The organism is Planococcus glaciei, assembly GCF_900099655.1.
Lineage (GTDB): Bacteria > Bacillota > Bacilli > Bacillales_A > Planococcaceae > Planococcus > Planococcus glaciei.
The window spans coordinates 17,576-40,856 of the sequence record NZ_FNDC01000005.1 but is presented as its reverse complement, the minus strand read 5'-3'; the positions used below and the strand labels follow the sequence as shown (position 1 = coordinate 40,856).

Sequence of the window (23,281 nt, the reverse complement as noted above, 5' to 3'; positions counted from 1 at the left end):
TACTGCCCAAAAGCTTTCCACAATACCGCAAGATCAATTATCTTGCGGTGTTTTATACTAATTTCCAAACCAATCTATCTAAAAAGGAGTCGAAGAAAAATGGCCGGAGTATCTCCAGAAGTAGCAGAATTCATGAAAAGCCAAACGGTAAAAGACTATAACAAAGAAATCGCCCAGTATAACTTGGGGCCTCTTTGGGAAGCAATTCCTGAAATCATGAACAAAACACCGAAGCCGCAAGCCGAAGCTTATTTATGGTCAAAAGAATTGATTGCGGCAAAAATGGCGGAAGCTTGCCAGATTTTCACGCCTGACCGCGGTGGTGAACGCCGCGCGCTTTATTTCCAAAACCCTGGCTTGACTTACCGCAAACCATGGGGCTGGGCTTCAACTTCCCAGACCATTTATGCAGCTGTCCAAATGCTTCTTCCAGGCGAGAAAGCGCCTTCACACCGCCATTCACAATCGGCGTTGCGCTTTATTTCTGAAGGAACAGGCGCTTACACAATCGTGCAAGGCGAACGTATTTTCATGGAAGAAGGCGACTTCTTGACGACGCCTAAAAACTTGTGGCATGGCCACGAACATTTAGGTGAAGAGCCGATGCTGTGGATGGATGCACTCGACATCCCTACCCTGTATTCAATCGGCGGAACTTTCTTTGAACCATATGAAGGCGGCCTTCAAGAGCCGGAAGTTCCTGATAACTTTTCAGAAGTCCGCTACCGCGGCGGCATGATGCGCCCTGTAGGAGACGACAAGTATACAGTTGCCCCGCTTGCGAACTACAAATGGAGCCGCACTGTAGACGGCATCAACGGCTTGATGCAGTATGAGCCTGATAAGCACCATGGCTTCGCGCTTGAGTACATCAACCCGTCAACAGGAAAATCTGCTGCTCCCACTTTAGGAACACGCATGCAGCATCTTCCTGCCGGTATGCATACACAAGCATTGCGCCACACCCACTCCACTGTTTACCATGCGCATAAAGGCGAAGGATACACGGTCATCAATGGCGTGCGCTTTGACTGGAAAGCCGGCGATTACTTCGTAATCCCGAACTGGGCATGGTATGAGCATAAAGCGACGAAAGACGCTTATCTGTTCTCTGTCAACGATATTCCAATCATGGATCGCTTTGAGTTGGAACAACAACAATCATTCGATTCCAATAATGGCCACCAGGAAGTTACTGGTGAATTTAAAGCAGCATTCCGTTAATACTTGATTAAAGAAACTGCCCCGTAAATGACAGACAATGCGCTCACATTTACGGGGTGTTTTTTCTACTTAATTTATAAATTTTTTTAATCGAATAAAATGTAAGCGCTTAATCTTTATATCAGTATAACTTTCGCTTTTAAAAATGAATATTAAAGGAGGTGGTGCAACGGTGCCAAGCGCACGCACAATAGTGATTAAGGAACTCCCCTTTTTAATAGCGCATCATCGTAACCAGTAGCATCGATTGAAGTTGAAGAACAAATCCATCTCGAGTATTTCCAATATTTCGAACTATTTTAATAGAACTCCAATCATTGCTTACTTCCTATTTCTTTGGTTGTTATTAAAGGTCTGTTAGCGCTCTTTATTAGCAAACTTGGAAATCCAAATGGGTTTACTTTTACAACTCTCCCGGTATTACTGTATTTTAACCGCTCCACCAATATGTGCTTTTAAGGAAGGGTGTTTTATCAATGGAAAAAAAGAAATTTTGGACTTATGAAAACAAAATCACAATCATTTTCTTCTTCGTCATCGGGTTTGTATTTTTTGATCGATTGGCAATCAACTACTTAATCCCATTCATGCAAGGAGATTTCCCGCTGACGAATACCCAAATCGGTTTGGCGAGTGCAGCTTTGGCGTTAACCTGGTCAATTGCCGGTCCATTAGGCGGATTATTATCGGATAAAGTGAAAAGCAAAAAAACAGTTTTGGCGATTTTCATCCTTTTATTCTCGGCTATTTCCCTGCTTCATGGTTTGGTTGCCTCGTTTGCGATGCTCTTCATTCTCCGTTTGATCATGGGGATTGCAGAAGGTCCAATTATTCCGATTACACAGTCGGTCATTGCGATGGAGTCTTCTGAAAACCGGCGCGGATTTAACACCGGCTTCACGATGAATACAGCAAACGCCTTATTCGGAAGCTTGCTTGCTCCAATCATCATCGTGGCACTGGCAAGCAAATTCGACTGGCACACGGCATTTTATTTGACCATTATTCCAGGAGCCATTTTAGCGCTGGTTGTTCTGAAGTTCATGAGAAATCCTGTGAAACTGGAAGAAGAACAACAACAATTGGAAAAAGCAAAAGTAAAAGTAAGTTACAAAGAAGTGTTGAAGCACCGCAATATTTGGCTGAGTGTTGTCATTTTCAGCTTGTTCATGTCCGCTCTAATGGCGTTCAGCATTTATACACCGACTTACTTGGTAACAGTTAAAGGCTTCACACCAGGCACGATGAGTATGGTAATGGCGGCATTCGGAGCCGGCTATGCAATCTTCGGTTTATTGATCCCTGCCCTTTCCGATAAGATTGGAAGAAAAGTGACGTATACCGTTTTCTCCACCCTTTCGATTTTGCTGCCGATGGTTATTCTCTACGTGCAGTCAGTGCCTTTGCTGATGGCTTCAGTATTTATCCTGGCAGCAGGACCTTCTGTCGGTTCAATCGTGATGTCCGCCATCCCTGTGGAATCGGTACCATTTAAATTTGCAGGAATTGCGGTAGGATTGACAATTGGAATCGGTGAACTGTTCGGAGGGTTTTTGACTCCTATCCTCAGTGGGATCGCTGGAGATACATTTGGCCTTCAGGCAGTGTTATTCATCAGTGCTGGCGCTGCAACGGTAGCCTTCTTGTGCTCTTTCTTCCTGATCGAAACATTGCCTTCTAAAATGGCAAAACAACAGGAGCAAGCAGCAGAAGCAACAGTTCCGGTGCAGCCTTAATATATTATAGCTAAATCTAGCTCGTCCCTTCTGAAGTGTTGGTGACGGGCTTCTCTTTATATTTTTGTGAATATTTCTCCGCGATTCCCGAACAAGCACGTGAAAACTTAAAGAATGGCTTAAAAGTATCTCACGCGACAACTGAAGAACTGGCGAAGATGGCAGCTGATGCAGGAGTGAAGAAAGTGGTTCTGACTCATATTGGACTGGGTGGAGAAGACACAGAGAACATCGACAAGGCATTTACCGATATGGATTTCGAAGGAGAAATCATAATCGCTGAAGATGGTCTTGCAATTAATCCATAAGTTTTAATAAAACATAAAAATGAGCCTGCATCTTTTGTATAGATGCAGGCTCATTTATATATTGGTTTTAAATTGATTTACTTCTTAAGAACTTTTCACTGCTGATTTTAAGAAATCGCCTGTAAACGCATAAATGTCCTTATACTCATCCAAATGTGTGAATTTGCCGAGGAAGCCGTGAGTAACGCCTTCGTAACGCTTCAATTCAACCGGCACCCCGGCTTTCTCTAATTTCTCGGCGTATAATTCCCCTTCATCCCGCATCGGATCGTATTCCGCGGTGATGACTAGCGCTTCAGGCAGGCCTTCCAGGTTTTCTTCTCTGATTGGTGAAACAAGTGGATTATCTGTATCAACGCCTCCTTTTAAATAGAAGGAATTGTGTTCGGCCAATGTGTGGCTTTCCACAAAATAACCTTTTGCATTCTCCACCAATGACGGGTAGCGGAATTCACTGAAATCAAGATCGAGCGACGGGTAAAACAGGATTTGCTTTGTAATCGTGATTTCCTGTTTTTCGCGAGCTATCAAGGTTACAGCTGCAACTAGATTGCCGCCTGAACTATCGCCTGCAATTGCTAGGTTCTTGCCGTCCCATTGCAATTCTTCCTGATGCTCTGTCGCCCATTTGGTGACGTTGTAGCAGTCTTTGAGCGCTGCTGGATATGGATGCTCCGGAGCAAGGCGGTAACCGACTGAAATCACTTTATAACCGGATTCTGCAGCAATCGGGCGGACGATTTCATCGTGGCTTTCCAAGTTGCCAGAGAAAAATGCGCCACCGTGGAAATACATAAGAATCGGGAAAGAGTCCCCTTCTTCCGGCGTATAAATTCTTACGGGAATATCCGCTTCTGGCGTTGAAATCGTCTTTTCTTCTACCGAATGGACTTGCACACGCTGTTCTACAGGCAATACTGGGGCATCAAATATTTTTCGGTGTTCTTCCGGAATGATTTTAAAATTCGGATCGGATTCAGGAATGAATTCTAAGACTTTCTTTATTTCTGGATGTACGGGCATTTTAGAGTCCTCCTTATTTCTTGGGTTCTGTGTTAATGATAATAAAACAGATTTCCTTACCTATTAAATAGATAAGGAAATCTTCTTTTCTTATGTTTTATATGATCAGGCCGTGCCAACTAATTAAGCTTCTGAGAAGTGTGCTTTTTCCGGAAAAGCGGTTTCAGCTTGCTCGGTCGGGAACATGCGAGAAAGCTTTTGGTATAGCTGAGCGATTGGTTTGCGAGCTTCTTCATATTTTTGCAAGGCTTCCGCTACTGAATCCGATTCAGCAAGTGCTTTGGCCAATGCCTCTCCGTCTTGCATCGCCATGTTTGCACCTTGGCCTTGGTTGTGAAGCATGGCATGAGCCGCATCACCGATCAAGGCGACTGTGTTCGTTGTCCATTTGTCGATTGGTTCAAGGTCACATAAAGGACGGCTAACGATGTCTTCAAACTTCGTATTTTCGATTACTTTACGGACAGTTGGACCGAAGCCTTGCATGCTTTCCAAAAGATCTTGCTGGGTGATTTCCGGACGCCATTCAAACTTACCAGGAACCGTGACATCAACCGAAATTTGGTTGCGGTTGTGCAATGGAAGGAAATAGCATGAATTGTCGCCATCTACATAAATGCGCAAAATGTTTTCATCTGAAGCCATGCCAAGTGATTCTTCCGTATTGATTAATACGCGGTGTGCCAGGTAGCCGGAAAAAACAGGTTGCACAGATTCAAATACGCTGTTGCGCACTGGTGAACGAATGCCGTCTGCTGCAATGACAAGATCCGCTTCAATTGTTTTGCCATTCGCGAATTTCACTTCTGCATAGTCGCCATGATCGATGACGGCTTCACAGCGATGGTCTAAATGAAGCTGGCCTTCAGGAATCGCTCCTACAATCGTGTCCAGCAAGTCGGCACGGTGAATTAAACGGGCAAAAGCTTCTGATGTATCGTCAGTTAATACCGGCCATGCTTCCTTGATCAGCAAATGGTCATCTCCAGCAATGATTTCCATGTGCTTGCTTAGCGTTGATACTTTCTCCAGGGATTCGAAAAGACCCCATTCTTTGAAGCATCTTACCGTTGGAGGACGTACTCCGACACCAGCCCCAACTTCACCAAGCTCTGGCGCTTGCTCGTATACGTCTGCACGAATTCCTTTTGCATTTAATGCAACTGCTGCTGATGCTCCCCCAATGCCGCCGCCAATAATTGCAATTCTCAAGTCGTTTTTCGTTTTCATAAACATTTCCCCCTCGGATGTGGTTTGGATAATTTCAACAGAACAACGATTATGCAATCACCGCTTTAACGCCTGGCCCTTAATGAAAAAATCACATTCGTATTTTCTTACACCCCGGACTCCCAACCATGTAAAGATTGATTTCATAAGACTTGATCTGCTTAAGTAATTGATGTTTTCATCGATTCACTGAAAATGATAATTTATATTCATTCGGTATATGGACGGCTTTTCTCCAGCCGATCAGTTGGTCGGTGCGTGTATACAATTTAGTTTCGGTGACCAGAACCGGATCTTTATCTCCGAGATCCAGGACATCGGCTTCCATTTCAGTAGCAGCGGAAGCATAGATTTGGTGATCTCCACGGGAAATGAAGGTACCTTGTTCATTTTCTAAAATGACAAAGACGCTGTCCGCTTCTTCCAGTTCCTGTACAGTCGGTTGGAAATACTCTGGGACCAGCAAGTAAGTTTGAGTCCAAACAAGCGGTTTGCCTTTCAACAAAATCAACCGGGAAATTCGCAATACTTCTGTATTCGGTTCAATCCGGAGAATCCCACTCAGCTTTTCGGTCGGTAATACACGGTCCACACTCAATATCTTCGACTTGCAATCCAGCCCTTGACCACGCAGGTAGGCAACGAGCCCTCCCAGTTCGAGCCCAGGAGGCCGGGCTGGCAATTCCTGAACAGGAAAAGTGCCTTTTGCCCGTTCCCGGTAAACGTATCCTTCATTTGTCAGCTCTTTCAACGCCTGGCGAACAGGTGCCCGGCTTACATGGAAGCGTTCAACCAGTTCATGCTCCGTGCTGAATGGGCGGCCGGTTTCAGCGGAAGCTGTCTGCAGCTCCTTGATCAAAATCTCTTTAATTTGTTTATATAAAGGGACAGCTGAACTGCGGTCTATTGTTTGTTTCTGTGTAAAACTTGTCATGATTAGACTCCTACTTTCTCTGATGGGTTGTCGGCCTGCAGCGTAAGTGGTGCTGCAGTGCGTTCCTGAACATAATCAAATGTTACACCAGGAGCGAGTTCCCGTACAACAAGCCCATCATCTGTCACCTCAATCACCGCCAGATTTGTATAAATGCGATCGACGCATCCCGGAGTCGTCAGCGGATAAGTGCACTCCTCAACTATTTTAGGCCCTTGTTTGCTTGTATGCTGCATGAACAAAAACACGCGTTTAGCGCCAGCAGTTAGATCCATCGCGCCGCCGACACGGCCAAGAAGCGTGTTCGGCAACTTCCAGCTGGCCAAGTCGCCGCGCTGAGATACTTGGAAAGCACCCAGCACGGCTGCATCGATATGTCCTCCTCGAATCATGGCAAACGATTCAGATTGCGAAAAATACACACCACCCGGTAAAAGGGTAATCGGCTCTTTTCCTGCATTGACGAGGTCCCAGTCTTCTTCGCCCGGTTCCGGTTTCGGCCCCAATCCGAGAAGGCCGTTCTCGCTGTGCAAAATGATTTCTTTTCCTTCAGGAATGGAATCTGCTACAAGTGTCGGCAAACCGATTCCAAGGTTCACGAACCAGCCATCCTCCAGGTCATGAGCAACTTTAGAAGCCAATTCCGGCATTGTCCAGCCAATCGTTTCTTTGGGTTCTTTAACCATTGACTAACACCTTCCCTTCTTTCTGTGGACTCAACTCCACCAAACGGTGCACATAAATGCTTGGTGTAACGACCGTTTCCGGATCGATTTCCCCGACTTCCACGACTTCATCCACTTCAGCGATGGTAATCCGTGCAGCTGTCGCCATCACCGGATTGAAGTTGCGCTGGGTTTTTCGGTAAACCAAGTTCCCCCAGCGGTCGGCCCGGTGTGCTTTGATAAAAGCATAATCCGCGACAATGGCATGTTCCATCAGGTGGAGGCGGCCATTGAATTCACGTTCTTCTTTACCTTCTCCAAGCTCCGTATGAGCACCTGTCGGCGTGTAGAAAGCCGCAATTCCCGCTCCACCGGCCCGAATGCGTTCGGCCAATGTTCCTTGAGGAACAATTTCGAGTTCAATCGTGCCTTTCTCAAGGCGTGCAATCAAATCATCCGCGTGAGGTCCTACTGGGAAAGAACAGCTGATTTTGCGTACTTGATCATTGCTGATTAAGGCTGCTACACCATCGCTGACCGCGCCAATATTGTTTGACACAATCGTCAAGTCTTTCGCTCCTTGTTCTACGAGAGCTGCAACCAAGTGCGATGGCAACCCACTGCCTCCAAATCCTCCAACGAGAAGCGTTGCTCCGTCCTGCATATCTGCAACTGCTTGTGCTGCGCTTTCAAATTTTTTCTGAATCATTCCGAGTTCCCCCTTTCATTTTTTTTGCAAAGCCGCTAATTCTTTTCGATAGCCGTTCATCGTTACAAAGAATGCACAAGGCAAATTTCTTGGATCTCCTGTATAGCTGATTTCTTCAGCAATCGAGGCAAATGGACCATATAAACTATCGTTTTCGCCAGATGTTGCATTGCCGGACAAATGGCGTCCGACAACTTCAGCCAGTTTGGCGTCCAGTTCCAGGCTTTCTTGAAGAACAATCGAAACTTGCTCTTCTTCTACAATCGGACTGATAACCTCGCCACCCGCAACCTGGAAATGGTGGCCTAAATACAAGCGCTTTGGCCGTACTTCCTGGAGCAGCCGCTGCAGGCTCTGCCGGTAGAGACCTGGTTCTTCAATAGTAGGAATCCCGCTTTTTGCGCCGCCGTATACTTGCACGGCATCAGCTGCAAACGCCCAATCCAGCCCATCCAGCACAAAAGTTACAGATCCGATCGAGTGGCCAGGCGTTTCCACTACAGTTATTGAGATGCCATCTCCAAGTGATAGCTTATCCCCCTCGACGACTTCCATTGAAGGCTCGATTCCTTCACCAATGTCATTCACTAAAATGGCTTTGTGCTTTTCTTGAATTTCCGGAGCTACGTATTTCCCTTGCAGTCCTTCGTAATCCACAACGTGTTCATTGCGGTCACGCAGCAGTCTGGCTTCTTTTTTCGGAATCACAATTTCTGCCCGTCCACCCGTTTTCTCCCAAACCGCCCGGGCGCCGCCGAGATGGTCAACGTGTCCATGCGTCAGAAGAATCCAGCGGATCCCTTCGATTCGGATGCCGTTATCTGCCAGCACCGATTCAATTTCCTGTGAAGCTGATGATGCCACTCCAGTGTCGATCAGTGCCGGCTCTGGTGCATCGATATAGTAGGCATAAGCTGATGTAGGGCCAAACTTGCATTCAATCGGAATCACGCGAACTGAATCTGTCATGTTGTTCACTCCTTTAATCGGATATACGGCCGCAACGCTTTCTCGAAGAGGCTGCGCTGCGGTCCTTAAGCAGGAAGTCCAGCCAATTCAGTGCGGATTATTTTTTGTCTGTCTGATTTAAAACATTATGTTCTTTCGGAATGACCGGAAGCACTAAACGCGATTGATGATCTTTATCGCGGTAAATTTTATGGGTTGTCGCGCGTCCGCTCGGCAAATGGTAGCTGTCCGGCGGCAAAAGTTTCGCATCTTCGCCGTCCAGCGGTTCGTTGCACATCAATTCCAGTTCAATGCGGTGTCCCGGCTTGATCAGGAATGAGAATGGATATAAACGGATCGCATATTCGTTAATTTCACCTGGTGTTACAGGGACTGCCTGGTTATGCGGGTGCCACGGTTCGCCGTAAGTTGATTTCTCTTCATTCAGCTCGCGATGTGAGGCTTTTAAATACCCGGTAGTCATCAAGGTGCGTTTGCCGCTTGGATCAATATCGTATAGTTTCGAGATGAAATTCGTGTCGTCGGTATCGATTTCAGCAAAGAGGTATAATGCACCTGTGCCCGTCATTTCTACAGGCTCACGGAATTTATCGCTTGTCCATTTGATTGCTTCTGAAGTGGTTGTTACCGTTAACGGCGCCTGGTAAAAGCCGTCCGGATGAGCGTGTTCAGCTGGCAGCGGTTCCGGCTTGTCGCTGATTTTATGGCGCGGACGCAAGTAGAATTCTTTCTTTTCTTCTTGCAGCAAGGGCCAATGATCTTCGCCGCGCCATTTATATGTTCCTTCTACCGAGAACTGAACGGCCGGCTCATCCATGATGCCCGTGTCAATGCCTTTCAGCCAGTAGTCATACCAACGGAACATTTCATCATGGTTTTCATGGAAGGGGCGTTCCAGCATCGGCGGAAGCGCCTGAATATCAAGTTTTTTAATTCCGGATACTTTATGGAACGCTTCGAGCGTGCCTTCAACGTTCCAACCGCGGCCCCATTTAGCCTGGAAGTACGTCGGAATTGTTACTTTATCTGCTACTTGTATGGCTGAATCTTGTTGCCAGAACGGGCCATCCAATGGGTTTAATAAATAATCCATCCACAATTCGTGGCGGTCCTGGTAATGAAGGAGGTGGACAAAGTCGGACCAATGCGCGATGTCCGGATCGTTCAAGCGCTCCTGCGTTTTTTGTTTCATTTCTTCTGGTGTAAACACTTTTGAACTTTTGCTTGCGACGTTATTGAACGCATTGCCGCTGTCGCCGCCGCGTCCTTCGCGGGAAGCGCGCGGCATCAGCCACATGATTCCACCGTGGTAGCAAAGTTCGTAAAGGTCGAAATGGCCGCCGTTTGCAAAAATCGCTTTCAAATGCGGCGGCTGTTCCGCTGCACCGAGAAGCTGCACCGAGGCGAAATAGGATATGCCGATCATGCCGATATTGCCGTCGCACCACTCCTGCTCTGCTAACCACTCAACAAGGTCATAAATATCTTTGCCATCGCCGTGGCCGCCGGAGTTGTAGTTGCCGACCATTTCGCCTTCTGAACCTCCGGTACCGCGTATATCCGCAATCATATGCGCATAGCCGCGCCCAACGACTTCATTGATGTCGCCTGCTTCAATCGCTCCATTCCAGAGGTGGCTCGGACGTGCTTGTGGCGGCAATGTCAGAGCCTGGGCCTGGAGTTCCTTGCCGTATGGGCTGATGGCAAGCAAGGCCGGTACTTTTCCGGTTCCTTCAGGACGGTAAATGTCTGCCGCAATATGTACACCATCGCGCATTTGAATCCGTTCATCCTTTGTGATAATCATGTGGTTTCGCTCCTCTTTTTGAATCCTTCTATAAAAAATCGTCTCAAGAAATCGCTACGGGCGGACGCTTTCCGCGGGCATGGCTTCAGCCTCCTCGTCGCTGTGCTCCTGCGGGGCCTTCAGCTCATGTCGCTCCGTCGCCTGCTCCCACTGGAGTCGCCCCTTCGCTCTTTCTTTTAGAATATATTTTGCGATATTTTATTATTCTTTAATCGGTGTGAAGCATGGAACGAATGGACCGGGATTGTCTTGGTCGCCGCTTTGCTTGAATGCCACTTTGACCTTTTGGCCGATATGGATCGTATCCAAATCGCAGTCGACGATGTTGGTCATCATTCTAAGGCCTTCATCAAGCTCCACAAATGCGATGGCGTAAGGTGTTCCTTTTCGCATGACGCTGTAGGTGTAGATGGTGCCGGTTCCTTTTGCTTCGTTCCATTTCGTGTTGTCGCTCATGCAATGCGGGCACAGCACGCGTGGATAGTAATGAGCTTCGCCGCAGGAATCGCATTGTTTGATCAGCAGCGTTCCTAGTGCAGCGGCTTCCCAGTACTCCTTATGCTCCGGATGCACTTCAGGAACTGCCATTTTTCTCGTTTCATACGTAGTTGCCATGATTTACACCCTCTCCAAGATAAGTGTTGCACTGCCGTGGCGGCTTGAAAGCCCGCCGCCGGTGCCATGAGCTAATGCGATATCACAATTTTTCACTTGCACATTCGGATGCGCTTCGCCGCGCAGCTGGCGGACCGCTTCGATCACTTTCACAATGCCGCCCCGGCTTGCTGGATGGTTGTTGTTCAATCCGCCGCCGTCTGTATTGATCGGCAGTTTGCCGACACCGGAAATCAAATTGCCGTCAGCGACAAATTTGCCGCCTTCGCCTTTTTTGCAAAACCCTAGATCCTCCAGCTGCATCAACACCGTAATGGTGAAGCTGTCGTAGATGGAAGCGTATTTGATGTCTTGAGGTGTGAGGCCGGCTTCCGCAAAAGCTGCAGGGCCGGACCAGATTGCGCCTGAATACGTCAGGTCTGTTTTGCCAGCCGCCTGCCCTTTTGGCGCTTCGCCGCTGCCCATCACCCGCACCAGCGGGCGCTTCAGGCTTTTGGCAATTTCAGGGCTTACGACGACTAATGCGCCGCCTCCGTCACTTACCACACAGCAATCGAGCCTGTGCAAAGGATCGGCAATCATCGGAGAAGCCAATACATCTTCAACAGTCACTACATCACGGAGCATTGCGTTTGGGTTGTGCTGGGCATGGTGGGAAGCTGCTACTTTGACCCATGCCAATTGTTCGCTCGTCGTGCCGAATTCATGCATATGGCGCATCGTGGCCATCGCGTACTCATTTACTGCAGTCGGTCCGAACGGAAGTTCAAAAGGCGTATCCGGAACATTTGCCCCTACGATCTTCTGTTTCAATCCACTTCTGCCTTCAGAGCGCGGACGCCCTGCCATTGTAATTAAGGCAACATTGCATTTGCCTGCCGCAATCGCTTCTGCGGCATGTGAAACATGTGCAATGTACGATGAACCGCCAATATCTGTACCATCTAAATGGCGGACGTTAAGCCCTAAATAATCGACCATCGACAAGACTCCGCCCGGAGCGTCACCGGCGCAAAAATAACCGTCTACATCCCCAAATGAAAGCCCTGCGTCTTCAAGTGCCCCTTTGGCACATTCCGCATGCAAAGCTGCCACGGATTTATTCTCTGCCTTGCGCGTCGGGTGCTCAAATGCCCCTGCGATATAAGCTTTTCCTTTAATAGCCATGTCCGTTACCTCCCGGTGATGTCGAATTCAGTTTGTGATGCTGTTGTAAGAGTAGAAAAGCGACGGACTCTCCAGAATTAGAAGCCGTCCGCCGCCGAACTTCTAATTCTTTGCCAGTACCGCTTCTGTTTCTTCAATCCGTCGAACCGGTTGAGGTTCTTGAAGTGTCAGGAAGGTTGCTGGTGTATGCACCAACAGCTGTTCAATCGCTTCTTCACTTACTCCTGCTTTACGGATATCTGGAAGGAACTCTTCAAACAAATAGTTGACCGAATGACCTTTCAAACCCGGCCATCCAAGTGCGCAGCAGTTTGCATCCGCTGCAATAACCGCTTTATCCAGGAAACCTTTTCCAAGAAAGCGCATGAAATGGTCGACGCGGTCTTTGCGGTAACGTCCCCAATACGGCGGGTTTTCCATATCCAAGTCGTAGCCGATCGTGTCGAAGCCGACATAACCACCGCGTCCTGCAATAAGTGAATCGCGTTCTTCGTCGACGTCTTGCCCGACATCTGCATGTCCCATCAACACACGGTTCAGCGGCAGGCCTTCTTCATCAAAAATCGCAAGAGCCGTCTGCGGATCTGTTGTTAAATGCGTGATGATCGGTGCGCCTGTTTTCAATGCCGCTCGTGCTGCAGCCCGGTAAATCCGCTTATCCAGTTCGCTCAACTTGCCGCCGCGGCTGACTCCGACTTTAATCGCTCCAGCTTTTGCGCTTGTCCCGGCAATGCCGACCGTAATTTCATGGACGAATAAATCCGTTAAGTATTCGACAGATTTCTCGCGGAAGTACGCCATCGCTGAATCCCCGGCGACAAATCCTGTAACAGCGACAATATGGACGCCTGTTCTGCGCGACAGCACTTGGAAATATTCCAAGTCGCGGCCGTTGCCGATGCCTGTGCAGTCAACAAATGTTTTTCCGCCGTGTTCACGGAAGCGGCGCAGTTTGGCAATCGTCACTTCAAACGCTTCATCCGGTTTTTTCCACCATTGTGTGTCCAAGTCACAGCCCGGAAGTCCAAATCCGATGTGCTCATGCAGCGACGTAACCCCTAAATCTTCTGATGCAATCGGCCCTAAAACCGTATTCACTTTACCCATATGTGTCACTCCTCATTTTGAGTTTTTTCTATATGAACCAACGATTATGATTTGTGGTTTATTAATGATCGACAGGAGAGAACCATTGTCTCCAGCCCGCCACGGAATATTCTTTGATTTTCAGTGCTGCTGTGGTATCCACCGTCAGTACACGCTGCGGGTTTTCTTCCAATAAGACGCGGATCTGTTCGTCCGTCACCCCTGCTTTTTTCAATAAAGGAACGAACGTTGAAAGCAAGTAATCGAATGCTAATTCTTTTGCTGGATGGCCTTTCGCTACGCCAACCGCACTTGTTGATAGAAGGACACGCTCACTGAATCCTGCTTCCAGTAACTCCACTACCAATCTCACTCGTTCTGCATCGCTTATATAACCTTCTTCCGAACCCCAGCCAATATGATCAATTGAAGCATAAGCTCCGCGGCGGGCGATTTCGAAAGCCGCTTTGCTGCCCACTGCTGTCTGGCGGTCAACTCCGCCGATAACCACGCGGCTCGGATCAACGCCTTCAGCCAGTAGCAATTCCAAATCTGCAATGGCATCAGCCCCGTGCTGGACGGAAACCACAACACCAGTTTCGCGTGCCGTTTGAGCCGAACCACGGAACAGGCTCTTTTCTTCGTTCGTGATGCCTTCCGGGTTAGCGATGGAAACGACTGCGCCTGCAGCTGTCGAACGTTCAACACGCGGGACCACAACCCCTTCAACCACTTCCTGGGTGAACAATCCGGCAAATTTCTCTGCTGGCCATGGAGTGGGAGGATTGGTTTGCGGTGTTACAAAATAACCGCCTAGCAACTTCTCAGGCCCTAAACCGGTTGTTGCAATGATATTTACACCTGTAGCTTTTGAAAGTGTCTGGTAAAGCCATACATCGCGGCCATGAAACATTCCGCTGGCATCAACGATTGTCTGTCCGCCTTGGCGGCGGAAATCATTCAACTTGCGCTTTAAAGTCTCAAAGATTTCGCTCTTGTCCATATTAATTTCCGGCGCTAAATCCGCACCTGGATAAACCGAAAGAAGTGATTCATTTATTAGTACAATGCCCAAGTCCTGTGCCGCTACTGGCCCTAAAACCGTCCGGACCACCCCAGTGCTGATTTCTTGTTGATTTTGTAACATTGTAAAACCTCCTGTCGTTTTGATAACTCCTGTTATATTGCCTTTGTTTTTACTAGTTCTTTATCTATCTTTCTGAAATAACATTTCTATCCACGAACTGTAAACGCTTTCTTGTAATTTGCTTTGGTATAACAATTGATTCTTATTGATACATTATAATATTGTTATACCAAAGTCAAACACTTTTTTCAGACTCTTTTGAATAGAATAAAGAGTTAGTTTGGTAGATTTCGCTCTTGAATTAAGAGGTTTTTGCTTTCCTGCTTGATTGATTCCAAACAGCCAACTCTTGAAATGGCAGTGTTTTTAGTGGAAGACCCGGTCATTTTACTCGGTACTTTGAAATGAGCAATTTGGAGGGTGGAATAATTTAAAGAGAAAGTCCAATCCTGATGGAACTGGACTTTCTTTTTGAAGTTAAGCACGGGCTAAATATTTATCTTAAATGTGCCTGCACTGTAGGCACTCAGACTTTAATTTCAACGCTGTCTTCTTCTTTAGCTATTCCTTTTATTTTTTTACTGCTGGAAGCAATTTTCAAAGGCACAAAAGTAAATGCGATAGCTGCGATAATACCTGGAATCGCGAACGCCATGAAATTCATTTGCAGCGAGAGGCTGAGCGAAACCAAGACTCCTCCGAAGATGGGACCAATAATTCCTCCGATCCTTCCAACTGCCGATGCAAAGCCCACGCCAGTCGAGCGGATCAATGAAGGATAGTACTGGGATACAAATGAATAAGAAAGATTTTGTGCTCCAATTGTGCAAGCACCCGTAATCCCGATCAGCAGATAAAGGACAATCATATTGTTTTTAAAGCCCAGGAGCATCAGGCAAACAGAAGCCATAACAAACATTGGAACGAGCACTTTTTTAACTCCGAACTTGTCTGCCAGGGTTCCAAGGATCAATGTGCCGATTACGGATCCAGCATTCAGTGCGATGACAAAACTCAAACTGGAGTTGAGTGCATAGCCGGCACTGAACATTAAATTAGGAAGCCATGTCGTTAATCCATTGATCATCAGTATGCACATAAAAAAGGCAATCCAAATCATCGCTGTCCCTAATGCCCGCTTATTTTTAAACAGTGCTGTGACAGGAGACCCACTCTCTTTTTCTTCATTAGAGGCTATGAATTTCGTATCTGGTGTCAGAGAAAGCGCAGGATTCGCTTTCTTAAGAACGTATCGCAATTCTTCCGTTTTCCCTTTCATTAATAGAATTACTGGAGAATCGTGGAAATTCTTCATCATCAGCGGAATGAATAACAATGGAATTGCGGCTACCCAGTAAACACTATGCCAGCCCATCAGCGGGATAAAGTAAATTCCAACGATTGCTGCTAAAATACCGCCTACAGAAAAGCAGCAAAGCATAATCAAAATCACAATATTCACCCGATATTTCGGCGTATATTCTGTTAATAGTGCAATGACATTTGGCATTACACCACCGATTCCTATTCCAGCAATAAAACGTAAAACAGAAAAACTTGTTGGACCAGGAGCAAATGCGCATAAGAAAGAAAAAACACTAAATAAGACGACACTTAGGATTAGTACATTCTTTCTTCCCAACTTATCTGCCATGATTCCAAAAAGAACGGCTCCAATCATCATTCCAATAAATCCGTAACTCCCGATTGCCCCTGCTTGAACAGGTGTGATGGCCCATTCTTCCATGATCAAAGGAATTACAGAACTGTATATAACAAGGTCGAAGCTGTCAAAAGTAACGATAAAACAGCACCAAGCCAATAGTCCTAGGTGAAAGCGATTAAATTTCCCTTCATTTACAACATCTGTGATGTTAACTGTAGCCATCTTAACTCCTCCATTCATATAAGGTATAAGTCTTGCAGAAATGGCTTGCCATTCAGGACTTGTAAAGGCGTCTGTTTATTCTGTCATCTCCTCCTTTTAAAGATTTGGATTAACCGATTTCTGACTGGCGGCAATTTCATGTTAACGCTTACATTTATTTCCTATTACACCTTTTTCACTAATTTCAACAGCCAACTTCTCTTTAAAGTGAATAGTTGCTGAATGCAATTGACTTGTAAAAAAGGAATAAATATAACCTACCATAGTCAGAAACTTTAGAAAAATACTTAAATAATCGTACATTCATATCTTTTTCATATATATTTGATTACTGCTTTAAGGGAAACTAATCATAAAGCTTGGAGAAGATGCAATTTCTCTTTTCGGCCAGTAAATGAAAAGAAAGGTTCTCTAAAAGAGAACCTTCCTGCCAAAGCACACCACTTTTTCAATCAATGCGATGCTTGAGTAAATAGGATTCGATCCATTTCACTGACTGTGTAATCAGCATTCCTGTGATAATAATCACGACAATTCCGACAAACACACGGTCCACATTGAAGTTTGCGGACGATTGAGCCACAAAGTAACCAATTCCTCCTGTTGAAACAAACATTTCAGCAGCGATAACCCCCACCAAGGATTGGCCGATGCCCACCCGTAAACCAGAGACAATTTGCGGCATCGCGCCCGGCAAAGCGACTGTAATAAAGGTTTGAATCGGTGAAGCACCAAACGCTTTCGCTACCCTCGTCAGATTTGGATCAAGATTTTTAACACCGATCATCGTATTCAGGATGATCGGGAAAATTCCTGCAAGAAATACGACAAGGACTTTGCTGGCAAAGCCGACACCAACCCAAAGTGTGATCAAAGGCAGAAGCACAATACGCGGTGTGCCCAGCATGGCGGTCAGGAATGGATCGAAGGCTTTGCCAATCGGTTTATACCAGCCCATGATCAGCCCGATAAATACGCCACTTACAGCAGCCAGCAAGAATCCAGTGATAAAATTCCGCAGCGTAAAGAGCAGGTTTTCAACCAGCACACCACTTAATGTAAGCTGGTAGCCGACTTTAACAATTTGTACAGGTGAACTTAGGAAAACTGGATTGACAATGCCTGAGCGGTAAATCAGTTCCCACAGAATTAACACGGTGATAAAAGTAATCAACCCGATATGCCGAAACAAGAAAGTGTCATAAAAAGAGGTCTTTTTCTTCTTCTTCAAATTTAACGATGCTATTGGATTGTTTAGAGCAGGTGCTATTTTCTGTTCAGCACTTTTTAAATTCTCCATATGATGAATCCTCCTTTACACAACATTTTTTTGTTTTTCGGTTACGATCAAATCCCAAATATATTTTTCGTACTCCGTAAATTCCTTGCTTCTTTTAATCTCCAACGGACGGGGCCTTGGCAAATCGATTTTCACTTTCTCCAGCAGTTTCCCCGGACGGGCAGTCATGACGACCACGTGATCAGAAAGATATACAGCTTCTGCAATATCGTGCGTGACGAATAGGATGGTCTGTTTTGTCGCTTTCCAGATGCGCAGCAATTCCAGCTGCATAAATTCTCTTGTCTGCGCATCCAAAGCACCAAATGGCTCATCCAATAGCATCAAACTTGGTTCAATCGCCAATGCGCGGGCTACGTTGACACGCTGCTGCATGCCGCCCGAAAGCTGGTTCGGGTAGTGGCTACCGAAAGAATTTAATCCGACTAACTCCAGTAATTCGTCGCCTTTCTTCTGGCGTTCACTCTTCGGAACCCCCGCCACTTCTAAGCCGTATATGATATTGCCGAGTGCTGTACGCCACGGAAAGAGAGAAGCATCCTGAAAGACAACTCCCCGGTCCCGTCCGGCGCCGGTGATTTCTTTTCCGTCCAGATACAAACTGCCGTAACTGATGTCGTGGAAGCCGGCAACAGCACCAAGCACCGTTGATTTCCCGCAGCCACTTGGCCCAACGATACAGACAAATTCGCCTTCTTCTACCGTCAGATTAAAATCTTCTACCGCTGTCACTTCTCCCCCATTTTTTAATGGATAAGTAATATACACATTTTCCGACTGAAGTTTAGTTGAAGTTTTATTCATCCTGCCTCTGCCCCTTTCTGAATTACAATTGTTTATTGAGTGGATACCTCGTCAATAAAGCCCGAATCATCAAGTTGTTGGATAATCGAGTTGTCAACCAAATCTGCCGGCTTCAATGCCCTTACTTCCTCAAACTGTGAGTTCTCTAAATAAAACTGTACGGTTTCATCTGAGATATAAGGCTTTTCTGGGATTGTCATTAAGTTGATTTCATACGTTTTGTCCATCAATTTCGGATCGTCCATGCCTGTCCATTTTGAGATAATTTCTAATGATTCTTCTTTATTTGCCTTGATATAGTTATTCGCTTCGATTAACGAGGCAGCCAGCACTTTAGCCAACTCCTGATTTTCGTTGTAATAATCCGTTTTCATAACAAGTCCAGGAATCAACACTTCTTGATCGGAAAAATCATAAATTCTCGGATAATCCATTTCATCCATTTTGAAAGAAGTGGGAGGCGCTACTAAGTAAAAATCTACCGCTCCTTTAAGAAATGCTGCCGTCCGGTCTCCTTCCCCGCCCATGTATAAAAATTCCACATCTTTTTCAGGGTCAAGGCCTAATTCTCTTATATAGGAGTGCGCCAGCAGATCATATAAAGAACCTTCAGCTCCAGCTAAAATCGTTTTCCCTTGTATTTCTTCTTTTATATTCGATGTATCGATATCTTTTGACGCGTAAATATATACAGCAATTTTATGGGCAGTAGCGGAAAATGTAACGGTATCAATACCAGCTGCTTTTGCATTGCCTGCCGGTTCAATTCCCGTAAATCCAGCATGGATGCCACCGCCATTTAAAGTTTCTTGTACTTTTGGCGAACCTGCTATATACACCAATTCAGCGTTTACACCGTATTTCTCAAAGATGCCAGTGTCTTTTGCGACCCATAACGGCAATTGTGAAACGCCTTGTGTCGGGTAACCAATCTTAATATCGACCGGGCTGCTCAATGGTTCAAGGCTTGTCTTTTTCAAACCGCTTTCTGCAGACACCCCTTTAGTGGGTTCTTCTGAATTACATGCCGATAACACAAAAATCCCCACCATTGCCACCAATACCGCCAGTAAAAATTTTTTCATCTTTTATCCTCCTCTTAATATCCTGTTTTTTGTAAGCCCTTTCTTTTTGCTGTACTGCTCTTTTGCCTCCCCGAATATCAAGAGCAATATAACAGTAATTTCGAATAGAAGATTACTTCATGCAAGGAGAGTTAATTCAAGTTACCATAAACTGAAAATTATAAAAAATACAAAAATAGTTGTCTACTTATACCTTTTGCCTATAAATAATGCTATTATCTAAATTATTTACAAATATTAATTAAGGTGGCATTATCGATGGATTTAAGACGGATGAAATACTTTATCGCGATAGTAGAAGAAGGCCAAATTTCTCTCGCTGCTAAAAAACTGAATATATCACAGCCTCCTCTGAGCCAGCAGCTTAAGTTATTTGAAGAAGAGTTAGGGACAATTTTATTTGAGCGAAATACAAGAAAATTGATTCTTACGGATGAGGGCCGGTTTTTATATGAGAAAGCTTTAGAAATCGTGGAAATGCTGGACCAGACGGAACAGGAGTTAAAAGAACTTTCCCACGGCATAACCGGCACATTGAACATCGGTACGATTCCGTCGCTCGGAGCAGAAATCCTGCCGATAAAAGTGAAGGATTTCCGGATGAAATATCCAGAAGTCACTTTCCAAGTGTGGGAAGGAGATCCAAACCGGATTATGGAGCTTCTCGAAAAGCGTATTATCGAACTGGGCATTGTTCGCTTGCCCATCGATAAGGAAATCTTTGAGTTGATCAGCTTGCCGGATGAACCCATGGTTGCTGCGATGAGCCGCAATCTGGAATTCAATGATGATCCCGACTTTGTAAATTTAGCTGATTTAAAAGATAAACCCTTAATGCTATTGAGACGTGCTGCCGGAACTTCCATCTATAACCAATCGATGTACGACATTGATATGGTGAAAAGTGCCTGCCGGGATGCCGGTTTTGAACCTAACATTATTTGTGAGAGCAGCAATTTGATGACTTTATTGAGTTGGGCGAACCATGATATCGGCATCACAATCATTCCTCGGTCCGGAGGAAAGCTGATTCCCGACTCTAAATTAATTTACAAGCGCATTATCAATCCCGACATCATGGCCAGGCCTTCCGCTTTGATCTGGCTGAAAGAACGGCGCCTCTCCATTGTGGTGAAAAGATTTATGGAATACTTTAGCTAAGGAGTTGTCCCAAAAGTAATTTGGGACAACTCTTTTTATTTCATTAACAAAGACATATATATTTTTTTCATATAAACAATAGACTTAATATATATTTTACGAATATTTGAACAGATGCTACTCTTTTAACAAATAAACTTTTGAAAAGAGGAGTGGCATAATGAAAATCTCAGAAAATGAAAAAGTGGTAAAAGGAAAACCGAAATACGATACGCCTCCATTGATCAACAAGCAAAAACCGAGATGTCCGCCTATGGTAAAAATCGACGGTCCGGAAGACTTGCTGCCGTTTTTGGATGCGGTTGCAAAAAGACCTTACAACCACGGTTTGCATGCAGGCTGGGATCTTCAGCCGGGCGAACGCGTGCTGCTCAGAGTCGATAACTGGCACGATCCAATGGTCATCGAAGCCTGTAAAATGATTTTGGAAAAATACAATACGAAATATGAAATCAAACATATCGATAAAGGGCCAATCATCAAATGGAAAGGCCATAACGAAGTCGAATACTACTTAGCCCGAACAAAAGAATTGGCTGAGTGGATGGATGAATGGGAAGAAATGGAGGAAGCGGACGAGTACGATAAACTGCTTTGGGGTTACGGCGGTCCGGTACTGAAAGCTAATAAAATCAAAATCCAGCGGATGCCGTTTATCACTCCAGAACTCACAGCCTCCCCTGCCCATACGATTCCGTATGAAATCATCGAAGCCATCGATGCCTGGACATGGAAGAAAATCAGAAATTCACGCCGCATCCATATCGTAGATCCGGAAGGCACTGATTTAACATATACAAACCATGCGGAATACTACGATGAAAACCGCGAATTTTTCAATCCGGATTTGGTGAGCAAGTTCTGGAAAGGCAATGAAGAATTCGGGAAAACAAATTTGCCGGGCCATGTTCTTGGACGTCCTTGGATGTATTTGCCAAATGAAGATGCAACTGGCGTCATTGCCGGAACGAGCAACCATATCGGTCCGGTTCCATGGATTCAGATGGAAGTGGTGAACGGAAAAATCACAGAAATCCACGAAGGCGGCGAGTACGGCGACAAGCTCCGTAAATTGAAAGCCGAAACCGACCACCTGCAATACCCCGGCTTCCCTGATCAAGGATTATTCAGATGGTGGGAAGCTTCAATTGGGACGAACCCACATATCCACCGCCCAAGAAAAGACTTCTTGAATGGCTGGCTGAACTGCTTGTACGAAAGAATGCGCAGCGGCGTTATCCATTTAGGCTTCGGCACGATCATTTCAAGCCATGCCGAGCGTGAAGCTGCCAAGCAAGGCTTACCGGTAGGCCACTGGCACGTACATCTTTACTTCCCGACGATGACTTGCGAAATGCTGGATGGGACGACGGAAACCATCATTCAAGACGGCCACTTAATGGCGCTCGATGATCCGGAAATTCGTGAAATTGCGGCTAAATTCGGCGATCCGGACATCTTATTGTCTGAATCTTGGATTCCAGCGGTCCCTGGCTTGAACATGGGGGGAGATTATTGGGAGCATTATGCCAAAGATCCGGAAGACTGGGTCCTGACAGAATTGAACATCTGTGAAAATTACCATCCATTATTCATGAGCATGGTCGGAGCGGAGCATAAATATTGCAACAATCCGTTATGGCTTTTGCCGAAAGTCAGCGATACCAAAAAAGAAAATGACAACGGCTCATGCTCATGCGGCTGCAGCCATTAAGAAATAAAAATGAGTGGTTATAGGAGCGTGGATTGAATGGAACTGTTTTTACAATTCATTGCCTTGTCAGCCGTAATAGCATTCACTGCTGCTGTCTACTTCAGAATCCTTCCAGTCCGTGAAAAAGTGTCCTGCAACAGCATTATGATTGCTGCAATGGCGCTTGGAACGATGAATGGATTGATCATGGGGACAATGCTCGCATTGACTCAATCCTTTTCAGTGAATTGTATTCTGTCTTTGATTGTCGGTATGAGTACCGGTGTGATCTTAGGCGCTACGTTCAACTCCATGACAGCCATTGAAGGAATGTTGGGCGGTGTCATGGGCGGACTGATGGGAGCCATGCTCGGAGAAATGCTCATTGTGGAATTCATCTATCTCCTCAGCCTCGTATTGATGCTGGTTTCCGGACTGGTTGTTGTTCTGTTGATCAAACATATTGGAGAAGAAACAGGAACTCAAAAAGCCCGGAACAATTTAAAGAAACCAAGTTTCGGCAAATTGACGCTGATTGTAGCCGGGACAAGCCTCCTTCTCTTTTTAGGAATTGCGGTTGGGACCAATGTTCCGAGTGAACACAACGAAAACTTAGAAGAAACCCATCAGCATTAATTAAAAAAAGTGCTAGACCTGTACATGAACCTGTACACCGTCTAGCACTTTTTGTTTTTAAATTAACCAGCTTTCTTCAATAGAAAATGTATTTTTACACCTCTAATAAAAAAACACCAATCTCCATGAAATGGAAACCGGTGCTTCGCTGTAC

The 23,281-nt window shown here is 45.7% G+C and carries 21 protein-coding genes; 6 read left to right on the top strand and 15 right to left on the bottom strand.

The features are described 5' to 3' along the window. Positions 1 to 99 precede the first annotated feature (99 nt). From BLQ32_RS08150 to BLQ32_RS08140, 3 genes are all read left to right on the top strand, one after another. Positions 100 to 1,224, top strand: a complete 1,125-nt coding sequence (locus BLQ32_RS08150; RefSeq protein WP_074509964.1) for a cupin domain-containing protein — start codon at positions 100 to 102, stop codon at positions 1,222 to 1,224. Positions 1,225 to 1,700: 476 nt separating this feature from the next. Further along, positions 1,701 to 2,960 carry an MFS transporter gene (locus BLQ32_RS08145; RefSeq protein WP_074509963.1) on the top strand — a complete coding sequence of 420 codons (1,260 nt, stop codon included), beginning with the start codon at positions 1,701 to 1,703 and terminating at the stop codon, positions 2,958 to 2,960. Between the two features lie 38 nt (positions 2,961 to 2,998). Continuing rightward, positions 2,999 to 3,268 carry an MBL fold metallo-hydrolase gene (locus BLQ32_RS08140; RefSeq protein WP_139150517.1) on the top strand — a complete coding sequence of 90 codons (270 nt, stop codon included), beginning with the start codon at positions 2,999 to 3,001 and terminating at the stop codon, positions 3,266 to 3,268. A gap of 84 nt (positions 3,269 to 3,352) precedes the next feature. On the opposite strand, the gene BLQ32_RS08135 is transcribed toward BLQ32_RS08140, so the two are convergent. From BLQ32_RS08135 to BLQ32_RS08065, 15 genes are all read right to left on the bottom strand, one after another. Continuing rightward, positions 3,353 to 4,291 (bottom strand): alpha/beta hydrolase, encoded by a 939-nt coding sequence (locus BLQ32_RS08135; protein ID WP_074509961.1) that lies wholly within the window; start codon positions 4,289 to 4,291, stop codon positions 3,353 to 3,355. Between the two features lie 123 nt (positions 4,292 to 4,414). Then, on the bottom strand, positions 4,415 to 5,521 hold the full coding sequence (locus BLQ32_RS08130) for an FAD-dependent oxidoreductase (RefSeq protein WP_074509960.1): 1,107 nt from the start codon (positions 5,519 to 5,521) through the stop codon (positions 4,415 to 4,417). Positions 5,522 to 5,699: 178 nt separating this feature from the next. Continuing rightward, positions 5,700 to 6,455, bottom strand: a complete 756-nt coding sequence (locus tag BLQ32_RS08125) for a GntR family transcriptional regulator (protein ID WP_074509959.1) — start codon at positions 6,453 to 6,455, stop codon at positions 5,700 to 5,702. A 2-nt stretch (positions 6,456 to 6,457) separates the two neighbouring features. After that, positions 6,458 to 7,141, bottom strand: coding sequence for a 3-oxoacid CoA-transferase subunit B (locus BLQ32_RS08120; RefSeq protein WP_074509958.1), 684 nt, complete (start codon positions 7,139 to 7,141; stop codon positions 6,458 to 6,460). After that, complete coding sequence (locus tag BLQ32_RS08115) at positions 7,134 to 7,829, bottom strand: 3-oxoacid CoA-transferase subunit A (RefSeq protein ID WP_074509957.1); 696 nt, start codon at positions 7,827 to 7,829, stop codon at positions 7,134 to 7,136. The genes BLQ32_RS08120 and BLQ32_RS08115 overlap by 8 nt, the downstream gene beginning before the upstream one ends. Before the next feature lie 15 nt (positions 7,830 to 7,844). Beyond that, positions 7,845 to 8,798 (bottom strand): MBL fold metallo-hydrolase, encoded by a 954-nt coding sequence (locus tag BLQ32_RS08110; RefSeq protein ID WP_074509956.1) that lies wholly within the window; start codon positions 8,796 to 8,798, stop codon positions 7,845 to 7,847. Positions 8,799 to 8,895: 97 nt separating this feature from the next. Further along, entirely contained in the window at positions 8,896 to 10,605 is a 1,710-nt protein-coding gene (locus BLQ32_RS08105; protein WP_074509955.1) for a CocE/NonD family hydrolase, read from the bottom strand. Positions 10,606 to 10,806: 201 nt separating this feature from the next. Beyond that, positions 10,807 to 11,220 (bottom strand): Zn-ribbon domain-containing OB-fold protein, encoded by a 414-nt coding sequence (locus BLQ32_RS08100; protein WP_074509954.1) that lies wholly within the window; start codon positions 11,218 to 11,220, stop codon positions 10,807 to 10,809. A gap of 3 nt (positions 11,221 to 11,223) precedes the next feature. Beyond that, positions 11,224 to 12,387, bottom strand: a complete 1,164-nt coding sequence (locus BLQ32_RS08095; protein ID WP_074509953.1) for a thiolase domain-containing protein — start codon at positions 12,385 to 12,387, stop codon at positions 11,224 to 11,226. A gap of 102 nt (positions 12,388 to 12,489) precedes the next feature. After that, positions 12,490 to 13,494, bottom strand: coding sequence for a phosphotriesterase family protein (locus BLQ32_RS08090; RefSeq protein ID WP_074509952.1), 1,005 nt, complete (start codon positions 13,492 to 13,494; stop codon positions 12,490 to 12,492). A gap of 61 nt (positions 13,495 to 13,555) precedes the next feature. Next, positions 13,556 to 14,620, bottom strand: a complete 1,065-nt coding sequence (locus BLQ32_RS08085) for a phosphotriesterase family protein (protein WP_074509951.1) — start codon at positions 14,618 to 14,620, stop codon at positions 13,556 to 13,558. A gap of 466 nt (positions 14,621 to 15,086) precedes the next feature. Beyond that, on the bottom strand, positions 15,087 to 16,448 hold the full coding sequence (locus tag BLQ32_RS08080) for an MFS transporter (protein ID WP_074509950.1): 1,362 nt from the start codon (positions 16,446 to 16,448) through the stop codon (positions 15,087 to 15,089). A 448-nt stretch (positions 16,449 to 16,896) separates the two neighbouring features. Continuing rightward, complete coding sequence (locus tag BLQ32_RS08075; protein WP_074509949.1) at positions 16,897 to 17,748, bottom strand: ABC transporter permease; 852 nt, start codon at positions 17,746 to 17,748, stop codon at positions 16,897 to 16,899. 15 nt (positions 17,749 to 17,763) lie between these two features. Continuing rightward, positions 17,764 to 18,552 (bottom strand): ABC transporter ATP-binding protein, encoded by a 789-nt coding sequence (locus tag BLQ32_RS08070; RefSeq protein ID WP_074509948.1) that lies wholly within the window; start codon positions 18,550 to 18,552, stop codon positions 17,764 to 17,766. Positions 18,553 to 18,584: 32 nt separating this feature from the next. Continuing rightward, positions 18,585 to 19,637: an ABC transporter substrate-binding protein gene (locus tag BLQ32_RS08065; protein WP_074509947.1), complete on the bottom strand. Its 1,053-nt coding sequence runs from the start codon at positions 19,635 to 19,637 to the stop codon at positions 18,585 to 18,587. Positions 19,638 to 19,895: 258 nt separating this feature from the next. Between BLQ32_RS08065 and BLQ32_RS08060 the strand changes: the two genes are divergently transcribed. The 3 genes from BLQ32_RS08060 to BLQ32_RS08050 all read left to right on the top strand — a co-directional run bounded on the left by BLQ32_RS08060 (position 19,896) and on the right by BLQ32_RS08050 (position 23,127). After that, positions 19,896 to 20,798, top strand: a complete 903-nt coding sequence (locus BLQ32_RS08060) for a LysR family transcriptional regulator (protein WP_074509946.1) — start codon at positions 19,896 to 19,898, stop codon at positions 20,796 to 20,798. A gap of 160 nt (positions 20,799 to 20,958) precedes the next feature. Continuing rightward, entirely contained in the window at positions 20,959 to 22,512 is a 1,554-nt protein-coding gene (locus tag BLQ32_RS08055) for a hypothetical protein (protein ID WP_175557090.1), read from the top strand. Positions 22,513 to 22,548: 36 nt separating this feature from the next. Further along, positions 22,549 to 23,127 carry a hypothetical protein gene (locus BLQ32_RS08050; RefSeq protein WP_074509945.1) on the top strand — a complete coding sequence of 193 codons (579 nt, stop codon included), beginning with the start codon at positions 22,549 to 22,551 and terminating at the stop codon, positions 23,125 to 23,127. Positions 23,128 to 23,281 lie beyond the last annotated feature (154 nt).

Excerpts from the sequence above, each read along its gene's own strand:
- BLQ32_RS08150 (WP_074509964.1), top strand. The coding sequence starts at position 100 with ATGGCCGGAGTATCTCCAGAAGTAGCAGAATTCATGAAAAGCCAAACG.
- BLQ32_RS08145 (WP_074509963.1), top strand. The coding sequence starts at position 1,701 with ATGGAAAAAAAGAAATTTTGGACTTATGAAAACAAAATCACAATCATT.
- BLQ32_RS08135 (WP_074509961.1), bottom strand. The coding sequence starts at position 4,291 with ATGCCCGTACATCCAGAAATAAAGAAAGTCTTAGAATTCATTCCTGAA.
- BLQ32_RS08130 (WP_074509960.1), bottom strand. The coding sequence starts at position 5,521 with ATGAAAACGAAAAACGACTTGAGAATTGCAATTATTGGCGGCGGCATT.
- BLQ32_RS08125 (WP_074509959.1), bottom strand. The coding sequence starts at position 6,455 with ATGACAAGTTTTACACAGAAACAAACAATAGACCGCAGTTCAGCTGTC.
- BLQ32_RS08120 (WP_074509958.1), bottom strand. The coding sequence starts at position 7,141 with ATGGTTAAAGAACCCAAAGAAACGATTGGCTGGACAATGCCGGAATTG.
- BLQ32_RS08115 (WP_074509957.1), bottom strand. The coding sequence starts at position 7,829 with ATGATTCAGAAAAAATTTGAAAGCGCAGCACAAGCAGTTGCAGATATG.
- BLQ32_RS08110 (WP_074509956.1), bottom strand. The coding sequence starts at position 8,798 with ATGACAGATTCAGTTCGCGTGATTCCGATTGAATGCAAGTTTGGCCCT.
- BLQ32_RS08105 (WP_074509955.1), bottom strand. The coding sequence starts at position 10,605 with ATGATTATCACAAAGGATGAACGGATTCAAATGCGCGATGGTGTACAT.
- BLQ32_RS08100 (WP_074509954.1), bottom strand. The coding sequence starts at position 11,220 with ATGGCAACTACGTATGAAACGAGAAAAATGGCAGTTCCTGAAGTGCAT.
- BLQ32_RS08095 (WP_074509953.1), bottom strand. The coding sequence starts at position 12,387 with ATGGCTATTAAAGGAAAAGCTTATATCGCAGGGGCATTTGAGCACCCG.
- BLQ32_RS08090 (WP_074509952.1), bottom strand. The coding sequence starts at position 13,494 with ATGGGTAAAGTGAATACGGTTTTAGGGCCGATTGCATCAGAAGATTTA.
- BLQ32_RS08085 (WP_074509951.1), bottom strand. The coding sequence starts at position 14,620 with ATGTTACAAAATCAACAAGAAATCAGCACTGGGGTGGTCCGGACGGTT.
- BLQ32_RS08080 (WP_074509950.1), bottom strand. The coding sequence starts at position 16,448 with ATGGCTACAGTTAACATCACAGATGTTGTAAATGAAGGGAAATTTAAT.
- BLQ32_RS08075 (WP_074509949.1), bottom strand. The coding sequence starts at position 17,748 with ATGGAGAATTTAAAAAGTGCTGAACAGAAAATAGCACCTGCTCTAAAC.
- BLQ32_RS08070 (WP_074509948.1), bottom strand. The coding sequence starts at position 18,552 with ATGAATAAAACTTCAACTAAACTTCAGTCGGAAAATGTGTATATTACT.
- BLQ32_RS08065 (WP_074509947.1), bottom strand. The coding sequence starts at position 19,637 with ATGAAAAAATTTTTACTGGCGGTATTGGTGGCAATGGTGGGGATTTTT.
- BLQ32_RS08060 (WP_074509946.1), top strand. The coding sequence starts at position 19,896 with ATGGATTTAAGACGGATGAAATACTTTATCGCGATAGTAGAAGAAGGC.
- BLQ32_RS08055 (WP_175557090.1), top strand. The coding sequence starts at position 20,959 with ATGAAAATCTCAGAAAATGAAAAAGTGGTAAAAGGAAAACCGAAATAC.
- BLQ32_RS08050 (WP_074509945.1), top strand. The coding sequence starts at position 22,549 with ATGGAACTGTTTTTACAATTCATTGCCTTGTCAGCCGTAATAGCATTC.